At 44.5% G+C, this 14,967-nt stretch carries 14 protein-coding genes; all 14 read left to right on the forward strand.

All coding sequences use genetic code 11. The features are described from left to right. On the forward strand, nucleotides 1-1,024 hold a 1,024-nt coding region (locus tag LG34_RS16805), incomplete at its 5' end, for a hypothetical protein (RefSeq protein WP_431602619.1). A gap of 280 nt (nucleotides 1,025-1,304) precedes the next feature. Continuing rightward, a complete protein-coding gene (locus LG34_RS13360) occupies nucleotides 1,305-2,324 on the forward strand; it encodes a hypothetical protein (RefSeq protein WP_146190232.1) in 1,020 nt (339 codons plus the stop codon). 115 nt (nucleotides 2,325-2,439) lie between these two features. Beyond that, nucleotides 2,440-2,847: a hypothetical protein gene (locus LG34_RS13365; protein WP_146190233.1), complete on the forward strand. Its 408-nt coding sequence runs from the start codon at nucleotides 2,440-2,442 to the stop codon at nucleotides 2,845-2,847. Beyond that, entirely contained in the window at nucleotides 2,844-5,507 is a 2,664-nt protein-coding gene (locus LG34_RS13370) for a VirB4 family type IV secretion system protein (RefSeq protein WP_109216510.1), read from the forward strand. The genes LG34_RS13365 and LG34_RS13370 overlap by 4 nt, the downstream gene beginning before the upstream one ends. After that, entirely contained in the window at nucleotides 5,507-6,184 is a 678-nt protein-coding gene (locus tag LG34_RS13375) for a DUF5697 family protein (protein ID WP_109216511.1), read from the forward strand. The genes LG34_RS13370 and LG34_RS13375 overlap by 1 nt, the downstream gene beginning before the upstream one ends. 62 nt (nucleotides 6,185-6,246) lie before the next feature. Next, a complete protein-coding gene (locus LG34_RS13380; protein WP_146190235.1) occupies nucleotides 6,247-6,558 on the forward strand; it encodes a hypothetical protein in 312 nt (103 codons plus the stop codon). Between the two features lie 12 nt (nucleotides 6,559-6,570). After that, the gene (locus LG34_RS13385; protein WP_146190236.1) at nucleotides 6,571-7,005 is read left to right on the forward strand and encodes a hypothetical protein; all 435 of its coding nucleotides are present in this window, start codon (nucleotides 6,571-6,573) and stop codon (nucleotides 7,003-7,005) included. 214 nt (nucleotides 7,006-7,219) lie between these two features. Then, nucleotides 7,220-7,432: a hypothetical protein gene (locus tag LG34_RS13390; protein WP_109216514.1), complete on the forward strand. Its 213-nt coding sequence runs from the start codon at nucleotides 7,220-7,222 to the stop codon at nucleotides 7,430-7,432. Beyond that, complete coding sequence (locus tag LG34_RS13395; protein WP_109216515.1) at nucleotides 7,432-8,130, forward strand: hypothetical protein; 699 nt, start codon at nucleotides 7,432-7,434, stop codon at nucleotides 8,128-8,130. Before LG34_RS13390 ends, LG34_RS13395 begins: the two co-directional genes overlap by 1 nt. A gap of 189 nt (nucleotides 8,131-8,319) precedes the next feature. Next, on the forward strand, nucleotides 8,320-9,516 hold the full coding sequence (locus LG34_RS13400) for a hypothetical protein (protein WP_109216516.1): 1,197 nt from the start codon (nucleotides 8,320-8,322) through the stop codon (nucleotides 9,514-9,516). Nucleotides 9,517-9,808: 292 nt separating this feature from the next. After that, complete coding sequence (locus LG34_RS13405; RefSeq protein ID WP_109216517.1) at nucleotides 9,809-12,352, forward strand: SpaA isopeptide-forming pilin-related protein; 2,544 nt, start codon at nucleotides 9,809-9,811, stop codon at nucleotides 12,350-12,352. After that, nucleotides 12,349-13,203 carry a class C sortase gene (locus LG34_RS13410; RefSeq protein WP_109216518.1) on the forward strand — a complete coding sequence of 285 codons (855 nt, stop codon included), beginning with the start codon at nucleotides 12,349-12,351 and terminating at the stop codon, nucleotides 13,201-13,203. The genes LG34_RS13405 and LG34_RS13410 overlap by 4 nt, the downstream gene beginning before the upstream one ends. After that, nucleotides 13,200-14,102, forward strand: a complete 903-nt coding sequence (locus tag LG34_RS13415; protein ID WP_109216519.1) for a class C sortase — start codon at nucleotides 13,200-13,202, stop codon at nucleotides 14,100-14,102. Before LG34_RS13410 ends, LG34_RS13415 begins: the two co-directional genes overlap by 4 nt. Next, nucleotides 14,099-14,956: a hypothetical protein gene (locus tag LG34_RS13420; RefSeq protein WP_109216520.1), complete on the forward strand. Its 858-nt coding sequence runs from the start codon at nucleotides 14,099-14,101 to the stop codon at nucleotides 14,954-14,956. Before LG34_RS13415 ends, LG34_RS13420 begins: the two co-directional genes overlap by 4 nt. The last annotated feature ends 11 nt before the right edge of the window (nucleotides 14,957-14,967 follow it).

The following is a 14,967-nucleotide window of genomic DNA, read 5'->3' on the forward strand; positions in this document are numbered from 1 at the left end:
CGAAGATGCTCTGCACATCTTAAAAGAAATGCAGAAGATGAAGGTTCTGACCTATAAGGTGCAACAGGGGCAGGTGTGGATCTGGCTGGACTGGAGCTGTATTTTCATAAATCCGAAAAAGGAGCTTTCGTCCATGCAGAGATTGTTCTATGCGGAATCAGGATTCATATTATTCCCCATTACAGCAATTTCAAAGTTATTACGATTGGATGAGCCGGACAGACACTTGAGCCCGATGGATATGTTCCTGGACCTGTGGTTTCATGGAACCGTGTGTGATCCCTATACGGCAGGTAGTGTATTAATGCCGGTAGTACACTTGGAACTGAACCAAAAAGTGTACAAGGAATGTATGGAAAATGAAAAGATCTTAGATCCCAGAGTGCATCTGGATGATCTGGCGGTGCGCTGGAACTGCTCTAAGTCTACGGTGTCGCGAAGACTTGGCACTTTTGTGTCGGATGGCTTACTGGGCATCTATGAGACACATCCCGCATGTCTGGAATCACAGGGCATGCTGCTTGTGTTGCCCGGATATTGCAGCCGGCATTTTTCCAGACGGGGGAATGTGGTACAAGATCCGGTTCTGCCTGATCCGGAAACGGCAATCCTTGCGGTGGAGATCGCAAAACACGATATCTGGGATGAGCAGCACCTTCCGGAGCATATCAGGCGTTTTGCCCGGACAGCACATTTTAAAGGGAATGGGCAGAAACTTACACCAATGAATCCGTTCTACCCATATCTGGATGATCTGGGACAGGATATGGAGCAGGCAGCAGGCGGAAGGAATCAGAGTGAACCAGTTACAGAGGAAGCTATGGGAAATGCGCCCCATGAAAATACGGAAACCTTCAGAACGGTGGCGGGAAGAAACCATTGGCAGCAGGCACGTTTCCTGTTTTGGTTAGAGTCGGGGGAGAACGGGGCAGAGTTTTTCTGCGTTCCGGTTCGGACGGTCTGGAAGCAGTGGTATAAACCTATGTGCAGAGCCTATGAGGGCTGTGGACCGCCAGAGGTATGATTGCAGGATTGTCGGATTTGGTTTCAGGAATGATCTGAATGAAAGAAAAGGAATCGATTGGAAAATCAAGGCATTTTGTGATCAGAAAATTCCAGATATTTCTTTAGTGGCTTTGGAAGGAGACAAAAAAAGGTACGGTTATGGCTGTGATACGTTCTATTGTCTCCTGACAGAATAGCATAACGTAAATAAATACCACTGTGTAGATGTCTGGATTTTTTGGTTACAGGAAAAACACCATGTCACAAACGGCATGGATGGACAGGAAGGAAGAGGATACATGAGAAAATTATGTGAGATGAGTCTGCTCATTTTGGCACTACTGTTCCCGTTTCCGGTATTTGCTGCCGGGCAGGAAAAAGTGATGGGAACAGTGCAAATTCAGTGCTTTGTGGATCTGTCGTTGGACGGGCAGACGATGGAACTGGTGTTTGAAGAACAGGATACGGGGGAAGAGGTAACCGTAGCAAGCAGGGAGTATAAAAACCATGCCATTACCGCACAGATGCCGGTTGGGACTTACCGGCTGTCTGCTATCCGGTTTAACGACAACCTGTATTTTGACTACCGTTATTCGTGCTCCCCGGAGACATTTTCGGTGACTGGAGAAGAACAGACAGAGCCGGTATATGTGTTTGCTGTCGGCCGGTCAGAAGCACCGAAAGCAGTCACCAGTAAGATTGTGTTTTCCGGACAGGAGAAATTTTCCGGAACGGTGCAGATCACGCTGCATGCGGTACTGGATGTGTATTATGGTGATACGGTGACTTACCGGCAGGAGGATTATACCGTAACCTCTGTGGGAGCGTCAGAAAAGACGGTTGATCTGGATGCTGGAACCTATGAGATCACAGAGATCAATGCATACGATGAGAAGCAGGAGCCGGTCACTGTCTATTACCCAAAGTATTTTACGGTTGACCGAAATGCCATGCAGAAGCCGGAGATCGCGTTACTGGTTGGAGAACAGGATACCGCCGGAACGGAGCTGGTCTGCAAAGCGGCACAGGAGATGGATGCATACCGGTATGTGGCAAACCAGAAAATGGAACTGCCCTATGAAGCGGTTACGGGACAGACGGATGTGATCGACCAGATTCTGGCATCTTCCGGGGGAACACAGGAATCGGACAAAAAAGCAGAAACATCCGAGCAGACCAGGACAGAAGAAAGTGGGGATGCGATGAAAGATATTGTTCCGGAAAAACAGGTCACCAGAAAGTGGCTGCTCCCTGCCGGGATTGGCATGGCCTGTGCCGTTTGCCTGGTGCTTGTGAGAAAACGAAGTTTCCGATCCTGACGTTTTGACGTATATCTTTCTATGTGATCGCAAGGCATGCGATTACTGTACTTTCCATTTTTCAAAAGCGGTGAGATTGATTCTTGCCGCTTTTACCACAGGAAGGAGGAATACGTTGAAACAATATATGATTCCCTACAATTTTGCGAAGGAAGGATATGTGTATGGAAAAATCACCTGGAGCAGCATGGTACAAGCCATCATCCTGGTCGGCGCAGCGGGAAGCGTGATCTTCCGATTGCTGCCGTTCCCGTTTAAGGTACGGATGTATCTTGCCATTTTTATCCTGCTCCCATTGGCGGTGCTGGCGCTAAAAGGCATCCATGAGTTGAGCCTGTTTTCGTTTTTGCAGGATTTTTTTCAGACGGTGAAAGACCGGGGCTTGTATGAGGCACCGGGCAGCAGCGTCAAGATCCATCGGGAACAGCTCCTGGTACGCAAGGAATACCAGAAAATGCAGCGGGAGAAGGCAAAAGCACGCCGGATGAAAAAAAGTGGCTGCAGAAAGGGCAGACACAGATGAAAATGAAACAGTTACGGCACGAGAAAAAAATCTATCGGGAACTGGAACGTATGCGAAAAAGCCGGACGTTTGAGAGCAGTACCGATAGGACAGGGCAGGAGCCAGATGATTTTTTGAATATGAGTGCGGCACAGCGTCTGCGGATGATCCATGCAGAAAAAATGTCCGTACCGAAAGCAGAAAGAAAGACACCGGATGCAAAGGCAGACCAGTTACCACTTCCGACAACGCTGGCGGTTGATTTCCTGCCGATCAAGAAGATTAAAAACGGGACCATTTATACGGACGATGGGCGGTATGTGAAAGTTCTGGAAGTCTTACCAATCAACTTTTTGTTAAAGAGCAGGGAAGAACAGGAACAGGTAATCTACGATTTTGAGAAATTCTTGCGGATCGCACCGGATAATTTCCAGATCAAGGTGTTGGCAAAAAAGACGGATATTTCCAGTTACTTACAACGTCTGAATGAAAATATCGCATGTGAGCCGGATGAAAAGTGCAGAGCCATGATGGAGGACAGCAGGAAGCTGCTCATTGACCTGGGACAAAATGAAGCAATCTCCAGACGGTTTTTCCTTGCATTTGAGGCATCAAAGCAGGAACTTCGGATGCAGACCGAGGAAGAAATAGAGCGGGTGCTGTGCCGGATGCGTGACCGGGTGTTGACCTATTTGCAAAACTGCGGGAACCGGGTGGCAATCCTTGGGAGCACGACAGAGGAAACCGCAAAGATTTTTTTCGACCTGCTCAACCGGACAAGGAACAGTTCCGTTGATTTTCCTAAACGGGTGTCCGATGTGTACCGGTATTATGATCTGAATTATGGGGAAGCAGGGACAAAACAGATCCCGGTGAAAGAATATGTTACCCCGAAGCGGCTGGATTTTAGGCACAGTGACTACCTGCAGATGGACGATACCTACTATCAGACCTATTATGTGCGCGCGGATTCCATCCCGGCACATGTAGGGGCTGGCTGGACCGCCTGTATCATCAATGCCGGGGACGGGGTGGATGTAGATCTGTTTGCGGAGAAAAAAGACAGAAGCAGATACATTGAGCGGATCGGACGGCGCCTGCGCTGGAAAGGCTCCAGCATCAAGGGGATGGACCAGTCTACGGCAGAATATGACGAATTAAGCGACCGCATTGCTTCCGGGTACTACCTGAAAAATGGCTTATCGGGTGGAGCCAACACCAATGATTTTTACTATTTTGCGCTGATCGTTACGATTTCGGCACCTTCCCTGGAAGCGATGCGCCAAAAGGCACAGGCATACATCGATTACCTGAAATCCATGGAAATTTTACTATCCCCCTGTGACTATGAGCAGGTGCGGGCATTCCATTCCTATCTGCCGCTGGCGCGCTGTGACCGGAAGATCTTTTCCCGCGCAAAACGGAACATCTTAACAGAAGGTCTGGCAGCATGTTACCCGTTTTCAAGTTATGAAATGAGTGATCCGGATGGCATCATTCTTGGGAGCAATGAGCTGAATGGCTCCCTATGCATGGCTGACTTTTTTAATACCTCCAGTTATAAGAATGCCAATATTGCGATCATGGGAACCAGCGGAGCCGGAAAGACGTATACGATCCAGCTTCTTGCCAAACGGTTCCGGGAGAAGAAGATCCAGACGTTTATCATTGCTCCGGATAAAGGACATGAATATAAAAGGCTCTGCGACAATATGAATGGCACCTATGTCAAATTTTCCCCAGGCGGGTCCGCCTGCATCAATGTTATGGAGATCCGGAAAAAAGATGATTCTGCAAACCATGTGATCGATGGAGCCGGAAGGGAAGCATCGGAGCTTGCCCTTAAAATACAGAGCCTGCATGTGTTCTTTTCCCTGCTGATCCCGACCATGACGGCAGAGGAAGATCAGATCCTGGATGAAGCACTGATCCTGACCTACGAAAAATACGGCATTATCCATGACAATGCATCCCTTTATGATGTGGCGGCAGGGACATATAAGAAGATGCCGGTACTTTCAGACCTTTACGATGTATTAAAGGAAATGCCGGAGGGCACCAAGCGTCTGTGCCTGATGCTGAACCGGTTCGTGCATGGTTCGTTTGCATCCTTAAACCAGCAGACCAATATCAGGGAAAGTGAGTACATGGTCTTTGATATTTCGGACATTCAGGGGGAATTTCTGACCGCGCTGATGTATACGGTATTAGAGTATGTGTATGCGCGTGCGAAGGAGAACCGAACGAAGAAAAAGGCGATCATTGTGGATGAGATTTGGGAGCTGATCGGTTCGAAGTCAAATGCCAAGGCAGCGGAGATCGTTCTGGAAATTTTCAAAATCATTCGCGGTTATGGCGGGGCAGCGATTGCCGCAACACAGGATCTGAACGACTTTTTCTCACTGGAAGATGGAAAATACGGAAAAGGTATCATCAATAACTGCAAAACCAAAATCGTATTAAACCTGGAGCGGGATGAGGCACAGGCAGTGCAAAAGCTGTTGTCCCTTTCGGCAGAAGAGTATAAAGAGATCCTGCATTTTGAGCGGGGGCATGGACTATTATGTACCGGTGGGAACAACATCTCGGTCTGGTTCCGTTCAAGTGCACTGGAACACCAACTGATCACGACCGACCGGAAGGACCTGGAGCAGATGTATGTACAGATGGGAGGAGCGTGATGCAGGCAGCAATAAACCTTCAGGGGGAACAGGTGGAGTTCCAGGAAAGAAAAGAGAAGCATGACTTGCGAAAGGAGATCAACTCCCTACTGGTTACAGTGGGACGGGTAAGTAAGCGGCAGTTTCTGGAATATTTTGCAGACAATAAGCAGGAGCAGGTCGGCTACCTACTGCATCAGATGGTACAGACAGGCGAGATCTGTGAGCCGGAGGAAGGAATTTACTTGCAGGATGCGCGGTTTTTGGATGCGACCTATTATAAAACACCGAAGATCCATGGCAGTGAGAATGTCTATGCTGATATGCAGCAGTATAAAGGACACCTTACACAGCTTCAAAAAAAGCAGCAGGCATTCTGGGTGTTTCTGGATTTTAAGAAGCGGATGCAGGCACAGGACCCGGTGGCGATCGACAGCAGGGAGTTCCCATTCATGTTATTGGCATTTTTTGCAGATGGATGTATTTATGAGATTTTAGAAGTCATGGAAGGGGAGGAATCACAACTTGCCCTTCTTGCAAGTAAAGAACGTTATGAGAGCATTACAGGGCAGGTGCGCCGCATCGTGATCATCGACCGGATGGAGCAGATCGAAGGACTAAAGCAATATCAGATTCATGGAATTGCCGGATATGTCACAGTGGATGCTGACGGAAAAACATGTTATCAACATCCATAGAAAAAATAATTACAGAACAATTATAAAATACTTATTGTGTAATTACATAGAAAGAGTTTGCGGTGGCAAAGTCCACAATGAGCCGGCATCTGGCAGTGTTAAAGCAGATGGATATCATAAAAGATGAGGGGAAACTGACACTGACGGATCAAGGGAAAGAACTGGCAAAACGATATGAGGAAGAGAGCGTACTGCTTCAGAAATGGTTTGGGCAATACTTGCCGGAGTGTTCCGAACAGGATAAACATGACAGCGCCCAAAACATGGTAGTGGCATTGACACCTGACTTTAAGGCGAAAATGTTGGAAAAAATAGCGGATATGGTACAGAAAAACAGTATGTACGACCAGATCGACAGCAGGGGTACTCTGTAATTTAAGGATATCGTGGAATATATGGTGCTTGGAGATTATCCGGTTGCGTTTGTCATCCAGAAAACGGAACAATCAAAGGATGATAGTCCGTTTTCCATGGCAGACCGGGGATTTGAGCATCCGGCTGTTTTGAACGTGAGCCAGGACGGAACGGGTGTATTGACTTTAAAGCCGGTAACGATAGAGCGGCGCAATCTGATGGAAAAGATTCTTTATTCCGGAAAGCTGATGAAGTTGGAGTATGAGACAAAATCAGATGTATTTGTCCCGGCAGAAGGAGAAGATGGTCGTTATGAAATACCGGCAGATGCGCTGCAGTATACTTATCATAAAGAGGAACGGCAGATGATCGGCAGTGTGAAGCTGAAAATGTATGCGCCACTGGCGAATAAGCAGTTGCATGTAAGAACGGCAGCTCTTAGTATCTTGATGCATGGATTCTGGTAAAAGTGAAGAATAATTACAGAGTGATTATAATGTAAGTAGAGGAATGTATGATTGATAATTGTACATTCCTTTTTGCATAGTTTATTTTTGATGTAGGTTTATTGTGATGACTTATATATTATAAAGAAATATTCAATAAGATGAAAATTATCGTTGATTGATTAGTATAAAAAAAGTATAATATTTTTATAAGAGTATTGGAAGGTGATAAAAGATGGGTATTAAAATTGGAAATAATAATACAATTAAAAATTCAAATATTGCAGAAACGATAAATAATAATTCGCCCCAAAAGTCGAATAGTAAGAAAACATTGTATGAAAAACATCCAGTAATATGTAGCTTTTTAATTTCATTAGGAGCTGGTATAGTCCTATTGTTCCATTTTTGGGATAATATAATTAGTTGGATAGAGGGGTGGTTTTAATGGCGAAAAGTAAAATAATTAAAGATCTTGCCAATGGGGCTATTGATACGCAAACAGCACTAAAAAGAACAAAGGTACTTTTGCAGGACTTGGATAATGAGGAAGTTCTTAAATGGATAAATTGTGAAATAGAAGGATATACAAAAGATGATGAAGTTCCGGAATACAGAAAAATAGGTGGGCAATTATATGGTTCGTATTTTAAAGGTTCTATGGCTGCGCATATGATATATAAGCATGTGCCACTACCATTAGGAGATATGCCTGATGAAACGAAAAAATCTATTTTGATTACTGATATAACACAAGGAATTCAAGCGTTAAAATGTATGGTGGCTGATAATGGTGAGGAGAAATTTTTAGCACGAGGTATTTCGGCTGACTTTTATCCATATATAGCTATGTGTAATAATGATTTACATATGATAATTACATCGGCAAGTGTAGAATTGAATATGCCACAGATTTTAAATATTTTTTCCAAAGTTGAAAGTATTCTATTAGATATTCTATGTTATCTTGAAAAAGAGTTTGGAAATTTAGACGAATTAGACATAGATACGGACAGTAAAAATGAGGAAGAACTAAATGAGATAATAAAGCATATTCAAGTGATAATATACAACGATCGTAGTGTGTCTATTGGGGATAATAATAAGATAAAAGATTCAACAATTTCCTCAACAATAAATGAATGAATAGGCTGATGAGAATACTTTGTGAATAGGCAAAGTATTCTTTTTTTTTGTGAATAGTGAAAAAATTGTTAAAGTAATTAAGAAACCAGATGTATAACCTGAAAAATAGAAATATTGTAAGATGGGGACTTCAGAAATTAAATTTGTGTAGATATGGTGTAAGATGAATGTTTAGCGAGGATATTAAAGATGAAAAGTAAAGTGGGAGCGATGCGGTTTGCTGTTATAGCAATTATTGTATCATTTTGGGTATATGTGGAATGTAAAAATGATTTTTTTATATGTGGATTAATTTTTGATGCCGTTGTAGGGGTTAATAGGAATGTATTTTTTAAAGGAATTTTTAGATTTGATGTTATTGGAAATATTTATCAATGGTTGCTTAAACAACCAGGCGAAGTGACGAAGTCTTGTATAGAGATGGTTTCATCAGGTATATTTGGTAGTGCAATCGTTACTTTTTTAATTTATTGGGTTGAATATAGAATCCAATTAAAGGAAAATATATATCAATTAGTTAAAATTCAAAGAGAATATGTGAAAAAATTAAATGAGATAACAACTGTTTCTATATTTGAAAATGACCAAGAGGATATAAAAGTAAGTGCTTATAAAGAATATGCTGAAAATGCATACAAACTTCAGGCACAAGAAGAAATTAAGAACAATAAATATTATAGTGATAAGAAGAAAAAGGAAATATTAAAAAGAAATTATAATCGATATTATGAATTTCATCATGATAGTGCGGAAAAATATAAGGAATGGTTTTGGGAAGAATTATCTGAAGATAAGAAAAAAGACATATTGGAAAACGATTGTAAAAAAGAATATTTATATGCTAAGGTAGAGCAATTATTTTTATGTACAGATTTTGAATTGGTGTCGGCTTTTTATGACTATCGTGAGATATTTGAAAAGGACATTTTTGATATAGAACAATTAACTGAAGAAATAGTTTTTTTTAGTCCAGGAAAAAGGAAGAAAATATTAATTCAAAAAGCACTGGAATTGGATAAAATGTATTTTGAGTTTATACAAAATACTTTAGAATCAAGCTTTGTAATTGAAAACTTTTTTAATTATTTTTACAGAAAACGGAAAAATGTTTTATGTAAAATAGAACAACTGCAAAGTGAATTTTATACAAGCGGATTAGAATATGCAAAAGCTGTGACAGAATTTGAAAAATGGTACGAAGAAATAAAGAAAAATATTTTGGGGAAAGGAGTTAATTTTGGGAAAATTTTAAATCATAAAAATGAATTTGAAATTTATGGAAATGGTTGTGCATTAACACCAATATTTTTAAAGAAAATGCAGACTCAAAATTGGGATTATAAAAAATATTTGAATTTACATTTGAAAGAAATGAATTATAAGTAGAAGGTGATATATTATAAAAAATAAGCAAGCATTTTAGACAGAAATAAATATATATTCTGGATGTATATAAATACTAGCAGGTAGCGAAGGCTGCCTGCTTTTTTTAGTTGTCTCAAATTTGCAATCGACGTATATCAATAATAGCAGGTAGAGATAGAGGGACAGCATGATGGGATGCTCTACTCTGCAGATCCCCCAAGGGGAAAGCGTATGGCCATACGGAAAAAGAAACAACTTTTGAGAAAAATCAAGAGCGGAAAGGAGCAGGCGGAATCATCCGTCAGATGAGAGAATGAGCTATATCAAATTTTTAAAGCATGGAAAACGCATGGGTGTCGTTGCTGTTGCAGGTCTGTTGGCATTGGCACCGGTATCATCGACTGTGTATGCAGCAACATCGGCTGTGACTACCAATAATACGGCAACCAAGAACGATTTGCTGAATGCGGATATCATCGATGAATCAAAAACAGGATCTATCTCCATATATAAATACGACATTACTGCGGCGGAGGCAGCAGGCGATTATAAGGCGGGGACTTATAAGGCAACCGGAGAAGCAGACAGCAGAGTGGAAAGTGCCTTAAAGGATTATGCAATCGAAGGGGTGCAGTTTTCTTACCTGCGTGTTGGAAACGTGGAGACACACAGTGTGCAGGAGGGCACCGGAACGACCATTGAGCTTGTTTATGAGATTCCGACAGAACTGGCAAAGATCCTTGGACTTACAGGAAAAGATAACGTTGACATGACAGGCGAAAAGGAAGCAAATCCCTGCCATAACACCGGCGTCTACCATGTGACAAGCCAGAAGATTGCGGATGCCATGGAAGCTCTGTTAAAAGAAGATAATGTGGCAGCAAAAAATGCGCTGGAGTCTTACCTGTATGATTATGGTACGGAAGATTCCACAACGGATCAGAAAACAAAAGCAGGAGTTGTCAATCTTCCAAAGACAGATAAGAACGGCTATACCCATGCGGAGGATCTGCAGCTTGGCTTATACCTGTTTGTGGAGACAGAGGTTCCGGAGCAGGTAGTGGAGACCGTCAATCCATGGTTCGTGCAGTTGCCATTTACGAATACCAGCGCCCAGACCAGTGAGGACGGCGTCAGCTATGTGAGTAATGGAAGCCATGCGGAAGATGGGGTGACCAATTCTGGAAGTGCGGATGGCACACAGGCACATGAGTCCGGCGGGGAATCCTGGCTGTATGATATGGTCGTTTATCCGAAAAATCAGACCGGCAACCCAACACTGGATAAGAGTGTCCGCAATGCTTACAGCAATACGATCTCAGAAGCTTCCGGTGTAGCATCCAAAACAGATAAGAACATGACCGTACATACCGGATCTGATTATATCTCACGTAATGATTCGGATTCCCTGGTTGTATTTAATAAGGACACCAATGCCAAGAATACGGAAGATATCAATGCAGAAAAATATGTGGCTAACCGCGGAGGATATACTGCGGATGGCGTAACTGCAGGTAAAGGCGGTGCAGGTTGCAGTGAAGATTTTGCTTACCGGGACACAACGACCGCATCGGAAGGGGATGTGCTGGACTATATTTTAGTTTCCAAATTACCGCATATCAGTTCCAAGGCAACGTTCCTCAGCGAATATACCTTTACAGATACCTTGTCTAAAGGCATTTCATACAACAGGGATCTGAAGATCGCATTTTACGATAATTCTGAGGACGCAAATGCGAATAATACCAAGAATGCCGTATTACTCTGGAACCTTTCTTCCGGGGATTATTCCCAGGAGTATGTCGATGTGACGGTGCAGGACCCGGATACCGGAGCAGTGACGACGGACGGTTCCACATGCCTGAAACTCTCTTTTACGGAAGCCGGTTTAAATGTAATCAATGGAACCGGAACCAATAACCCGGAGGGGGCAGATGATCTGGATGGATTATCAGATTATTACATGGTGGCTTATTATACGGCAACAGTCCATTCGGATGATTCCGTCGTCTTGGGCGATGAAGGAAATCCAAACGATGTCAATCTGGTCTGGAGCAGGACATCGGACGGTTACTATAACATGCTGGAAGATAAAAATTATGTGTACTCTTATGGATTAGACCTCACAAAGACATTTTCAGACAAAAAAGGTCATTACGAGAATGTGCAGTTCAAATTGTATAACGCTTCGGATGCGTACTATGTTGTGGCAGAACCGTCAGAAACCGAAGATGGCGTGTATTATGTGACCGGAAAAACAACCAATGAAACAAAAGCAACCACGTTTATCCCGAATGCCGAGACCGGAAAGATCCTGGTCAATGGAACAGAGGCAGATGAATACCAGTTGACGGAAGTAGCTACGGACGATGGTTACAACTTGCTGAAAGACCAGATCGTAGTAGACATTACCGCAACAGACCGGGATGTAATCGCCTCCGTCGCGGGTGTTACCGGAATGGATGCCGAAGCTGCGGCTGAAATCGTCAAAAATTACCATGGTGGAATTTATGACGAAAATGGCAATCTGGTCACAAACCAGTTGGATGAACTGCTTCAGGTTGCAGCAGGAGCTCCTAATAGTGAGGTTGCAAATGGACGGACCATCGGAAAGACTGATTTGTATGTAGGGGCGATCAAACCGGCATCCGCAACAGTCGATAAAAAGGATGCGGCAATGACAGAAGATAACGCAAAAGTCCTGCTGACCGTCAATAACACGAAAGGATTTTTATTACCACAGACCGGCGGTAAGGGACTGTATCTGGTCACGATCATTGGCGTGGTTGCAGTGGCAGGCGGTTGTTACCTTGTTACCCGTAAAAGAGAACTCCACATCAATCTCAAGAAGAAATGAAACAAAAATGGAAAAAAAGGGTGGCAGCAATCCTGCTGATCCTTGGTGGGATTGGCTTGGTCGGCTATCCATGGATCAGTGACTGGTGTTACCGGGTTCATACACAGTCCAGTGTAGCAGTCTATGCGGCAGAAGCAAAAGAGCAGTCGGATGTGACAGAGGAACTTATGCAGAATGCCATTGCATACAATGCGTGGCTGTCGGAAGCACACATAACCCTGTCCGATCCTTTTACCGGAACCCAGATCGTGGAGAAACCGGAGCTTCCCTATGCCTCCCAGTTAGCACTGGATGACTCCGGTATCTTCGCTTTTGTGGAGATTCCAAAGCTTCATGTATATCTGCCAGTATATCACACGACTTCAGCAGAAGTGTTACAGCGGGGAGCCGGACATATGGAAGGTACGGCGCTGCCAGTTGGCGGCGCCGGGAACCGTCCGGTGATCTCGGCACATTCCGGCATGAACCGGGCACAGATGTTCAGTGACCTTTCAGATCTTGAAACCGGGGATCTGTTTTTGATCCACGTGCTGGATGAGACGCTGACGTATCAGGTGTGCGACATGGCAGTGATCCTGCCGGAAGATACCCAGGCACTGGTACCAGAAAAAGACAGGGATCTGGTGTCCCTTGTCACCTGCACGCCCTATGGCATCAATACGCATCGGCTGGTGGTCACCGGAGAGCGGACCTATGAGATAGCAAGCGGACAGGAGACAGAGGACAAGGTTAGTTCTACCTGGAGGCATGCTTACCTTAATGCCCTGTTACTTGGTTTCGGTATAGCAGGCGGTGCAGGTGTCATGATTCGGATCTTAAGTCGGCACAGACAGAAAGTGAGGGAGCAATGAAAACGCGGCTGCTGTGTGGCATCCTGCTCATAGCACTTGGTGCAGGCGTGTATTTCTATCCGGATTGGAGTGCTGTCCGGACAAAACACCAACAGGAGCAGGTGATCCGGCAGTTTCAATCGGAAGTATCTATATCTGACATGCAACAGGAAGCGGAAAATGAGGATACCGTATGGACGGAGACGGTATTAGAGCAGAGCAAAGCCTATAATGAGACGCTTTTTGAGACGGAGCAGGCTGCATTTCGGAATGCCGAAGCGGTGAAGGTGGTTCCGGATTTTTTCCCGGATGCTAGGGAGCCGATCGGCATTCTTTCTATCCCTGCTATGGACTGTACCCTGCTGCTCTATGTGGGAGCGACCGATGCGCATTTAAATCTTGGTGCAGCAGTGCTTGGTGGAACATCCCTGCCGATTGGCGGGGAAAATACCAACAGCGTGATTGCGGCACACCGAGGGTGGAAAAACGGCAAGTATTTTAAGGAGATCGAAAAGCTCCAACCAGGGGATGCGGTCTTTGTGGAAAATCCATGGGAAACGCTTACCTATGAGGTGGAAGCCTGTGAGGTGATCGCACCGACTGACAGTGAAAGGTTAAAGATCCAGGAGGGACGTGACATGCTCACCCTGATCACCTGTCATCCTTATAGATCCCATGGGGCATCCCGGTACGTGGTGTATTGTGTGCGGACGGAAAGCGGACAGGGATCTTTTACTGTAACAGAAAGTGGAGACGAAAAGAGAGAGGAGCAACCGATAGAGGATGCTTCCACACCGGATATCCAAAGGGAACTTTGGTGCCGGAGGATCGGTGTGTGCCTGATCCTTGGCTGTATCTGCATGGCCTGTGTGCAGACAGGAAAGCACTTGAGAAAAAAACAAAGGAGGAACAAAGCGTGAGACAGAGAGCAAAGAGGCTGTTTTTTACTGGTCTGATGGTGTGCGCCATGGCAGCTTCGTTGGTGCCTGCACAGGCAGCGACGATCAAGGAAGCCAGCGTGACCTGGAAAGAGGTGTCACAGGACATTAATGATAAAGATCAGTATGTATATGATACGGATAAAACAGATGCAACCATGCCGTCACTGGTCCTGCCAAAAAGCAGTACCGGTGTACTTGGCTATATCGACCGGGGCATCGTGCAGAAAAATACCGGTTCCCTGCTTGTTCCAAACTGGGAGGGCTGGTGGCATATGAAGGGCGGCTGGAAACAGGACACCAATGGTCTGATCCAGTTGGATGATGGCGGATGGTATCAGTTTTCTAACGGAAGATTACAGGTATCGGAAAATGAAACGGCAAAAAACAGCAGTAAAGGATGGCTGTTTTTACGGGATGGAAAAGCGGACCTGTCTTATAGCGGACTGGTCGCAAACGAGAATGGGATCTTCTGGGCGGATAATGGTGTGGTAACGACCACGAAAACAGAAGTCGTGAAAGATACCATTGGGATCACACTGGATGCAGGATGGATCTATGTGAAAAACGGGGTGTTTGACGCATCTGCGAACACCATTGCAAATAATAAAAACGGCTGGTGGATGATCCGCGATGGCGTGGTCGATTTTAACTATACTGGATTGGCAAAAAATGATGCTGGCTGGTGGTATCTGCAGGATGGAAAAGTGAATTTCAATTATAACGGTGCCGTTCAGAATGAAAATGGTATCTGGTATGTGCAGGGCGGCAACGTCAAATTCGATTATAACGGTCATGCATACGGCTATTATTTTAGCGGCGGCTGTGCACAGTAAGGAGGCGATGT

The sequence above is a fragment of the Eubacterium ramulus genome, from assembly GCF_003122485.1.
Lineage (GTDB): Bacteria > Bacillota > Clostridia > Lachnospirales > Lachnospiraceae > Eubacterium_I > Eubacterium_I ramulus_A.

What these genes read in the sequence shown, in the direction of transcription:
- LG34_RS13400 (WP_109216516.1), top strand. Translation starts at nt 8,320, where the DNA reads ATGAAAAGTAAAGTGGGAGCGATGCGGTTTGCTGTTATAGCAATTATT.
- LG34_RS13395 (WP_109216515.1), top strand. Translation starts at nt 7,432, where the DNA reads ATGGCGAAAAGTAAAATAATTAAAGATCTTGCCAATGGGGCTATTGAT.
- LG34_RS13390 (WP_109216514.1), top strand. Translation starts at nt 7,220, where the DNA reads ATGGGTATTAAAATTGGAAATAATAATACAATTAAAAATTCAAATATT.
- LG34_RS13375 (WP_109216511.1), top strand. Translation starts at nt 5,507, where the DNA reads ATGCAGGCAGCAATAAACCTTCAGGGGGAACAGGTGGAGTTCCAGGAA.
- LG34_RS13370 (WP_109216510.1), top strand. Translation starts at nt 2,844, where the DNA reads ATGAAAATGAAACAGTTACGGCACGAGAAAAAAATCTATCGGGAACTG.
- LG34_RS13405 (WP_109216517.1), top strand. Translation starts at nt 9,809, where the DNA reads ATGAGCTATATCAAATTTTTAAAGCATGGAAAACGCATGGGTGTCGTT.
- LG34_RS13415 (WP_109216519.1), top strand. Translation starts at nt 13,200, where the DNA reads ATGAAAACGCGGCTGCTGTGTGGCATCCTGCTCATAGCACTTGGTGCA.
- LG34_RS13360 (WP_146190232.1), top strand. Translation starts at nt 1,305, where the DNA reads ATGAGAAAATTATGTGAGATGAGTCTGCTCATTTTGGCACTACTGTTC.
- LG34_RS13410 (WP_109216518.1), top strand. Translation starts at nt 12,349, where the DNA reads ATGAAACAAAAATGGAAAAAAAGGGTGGCAGCAATCCTGCTGATCCTT.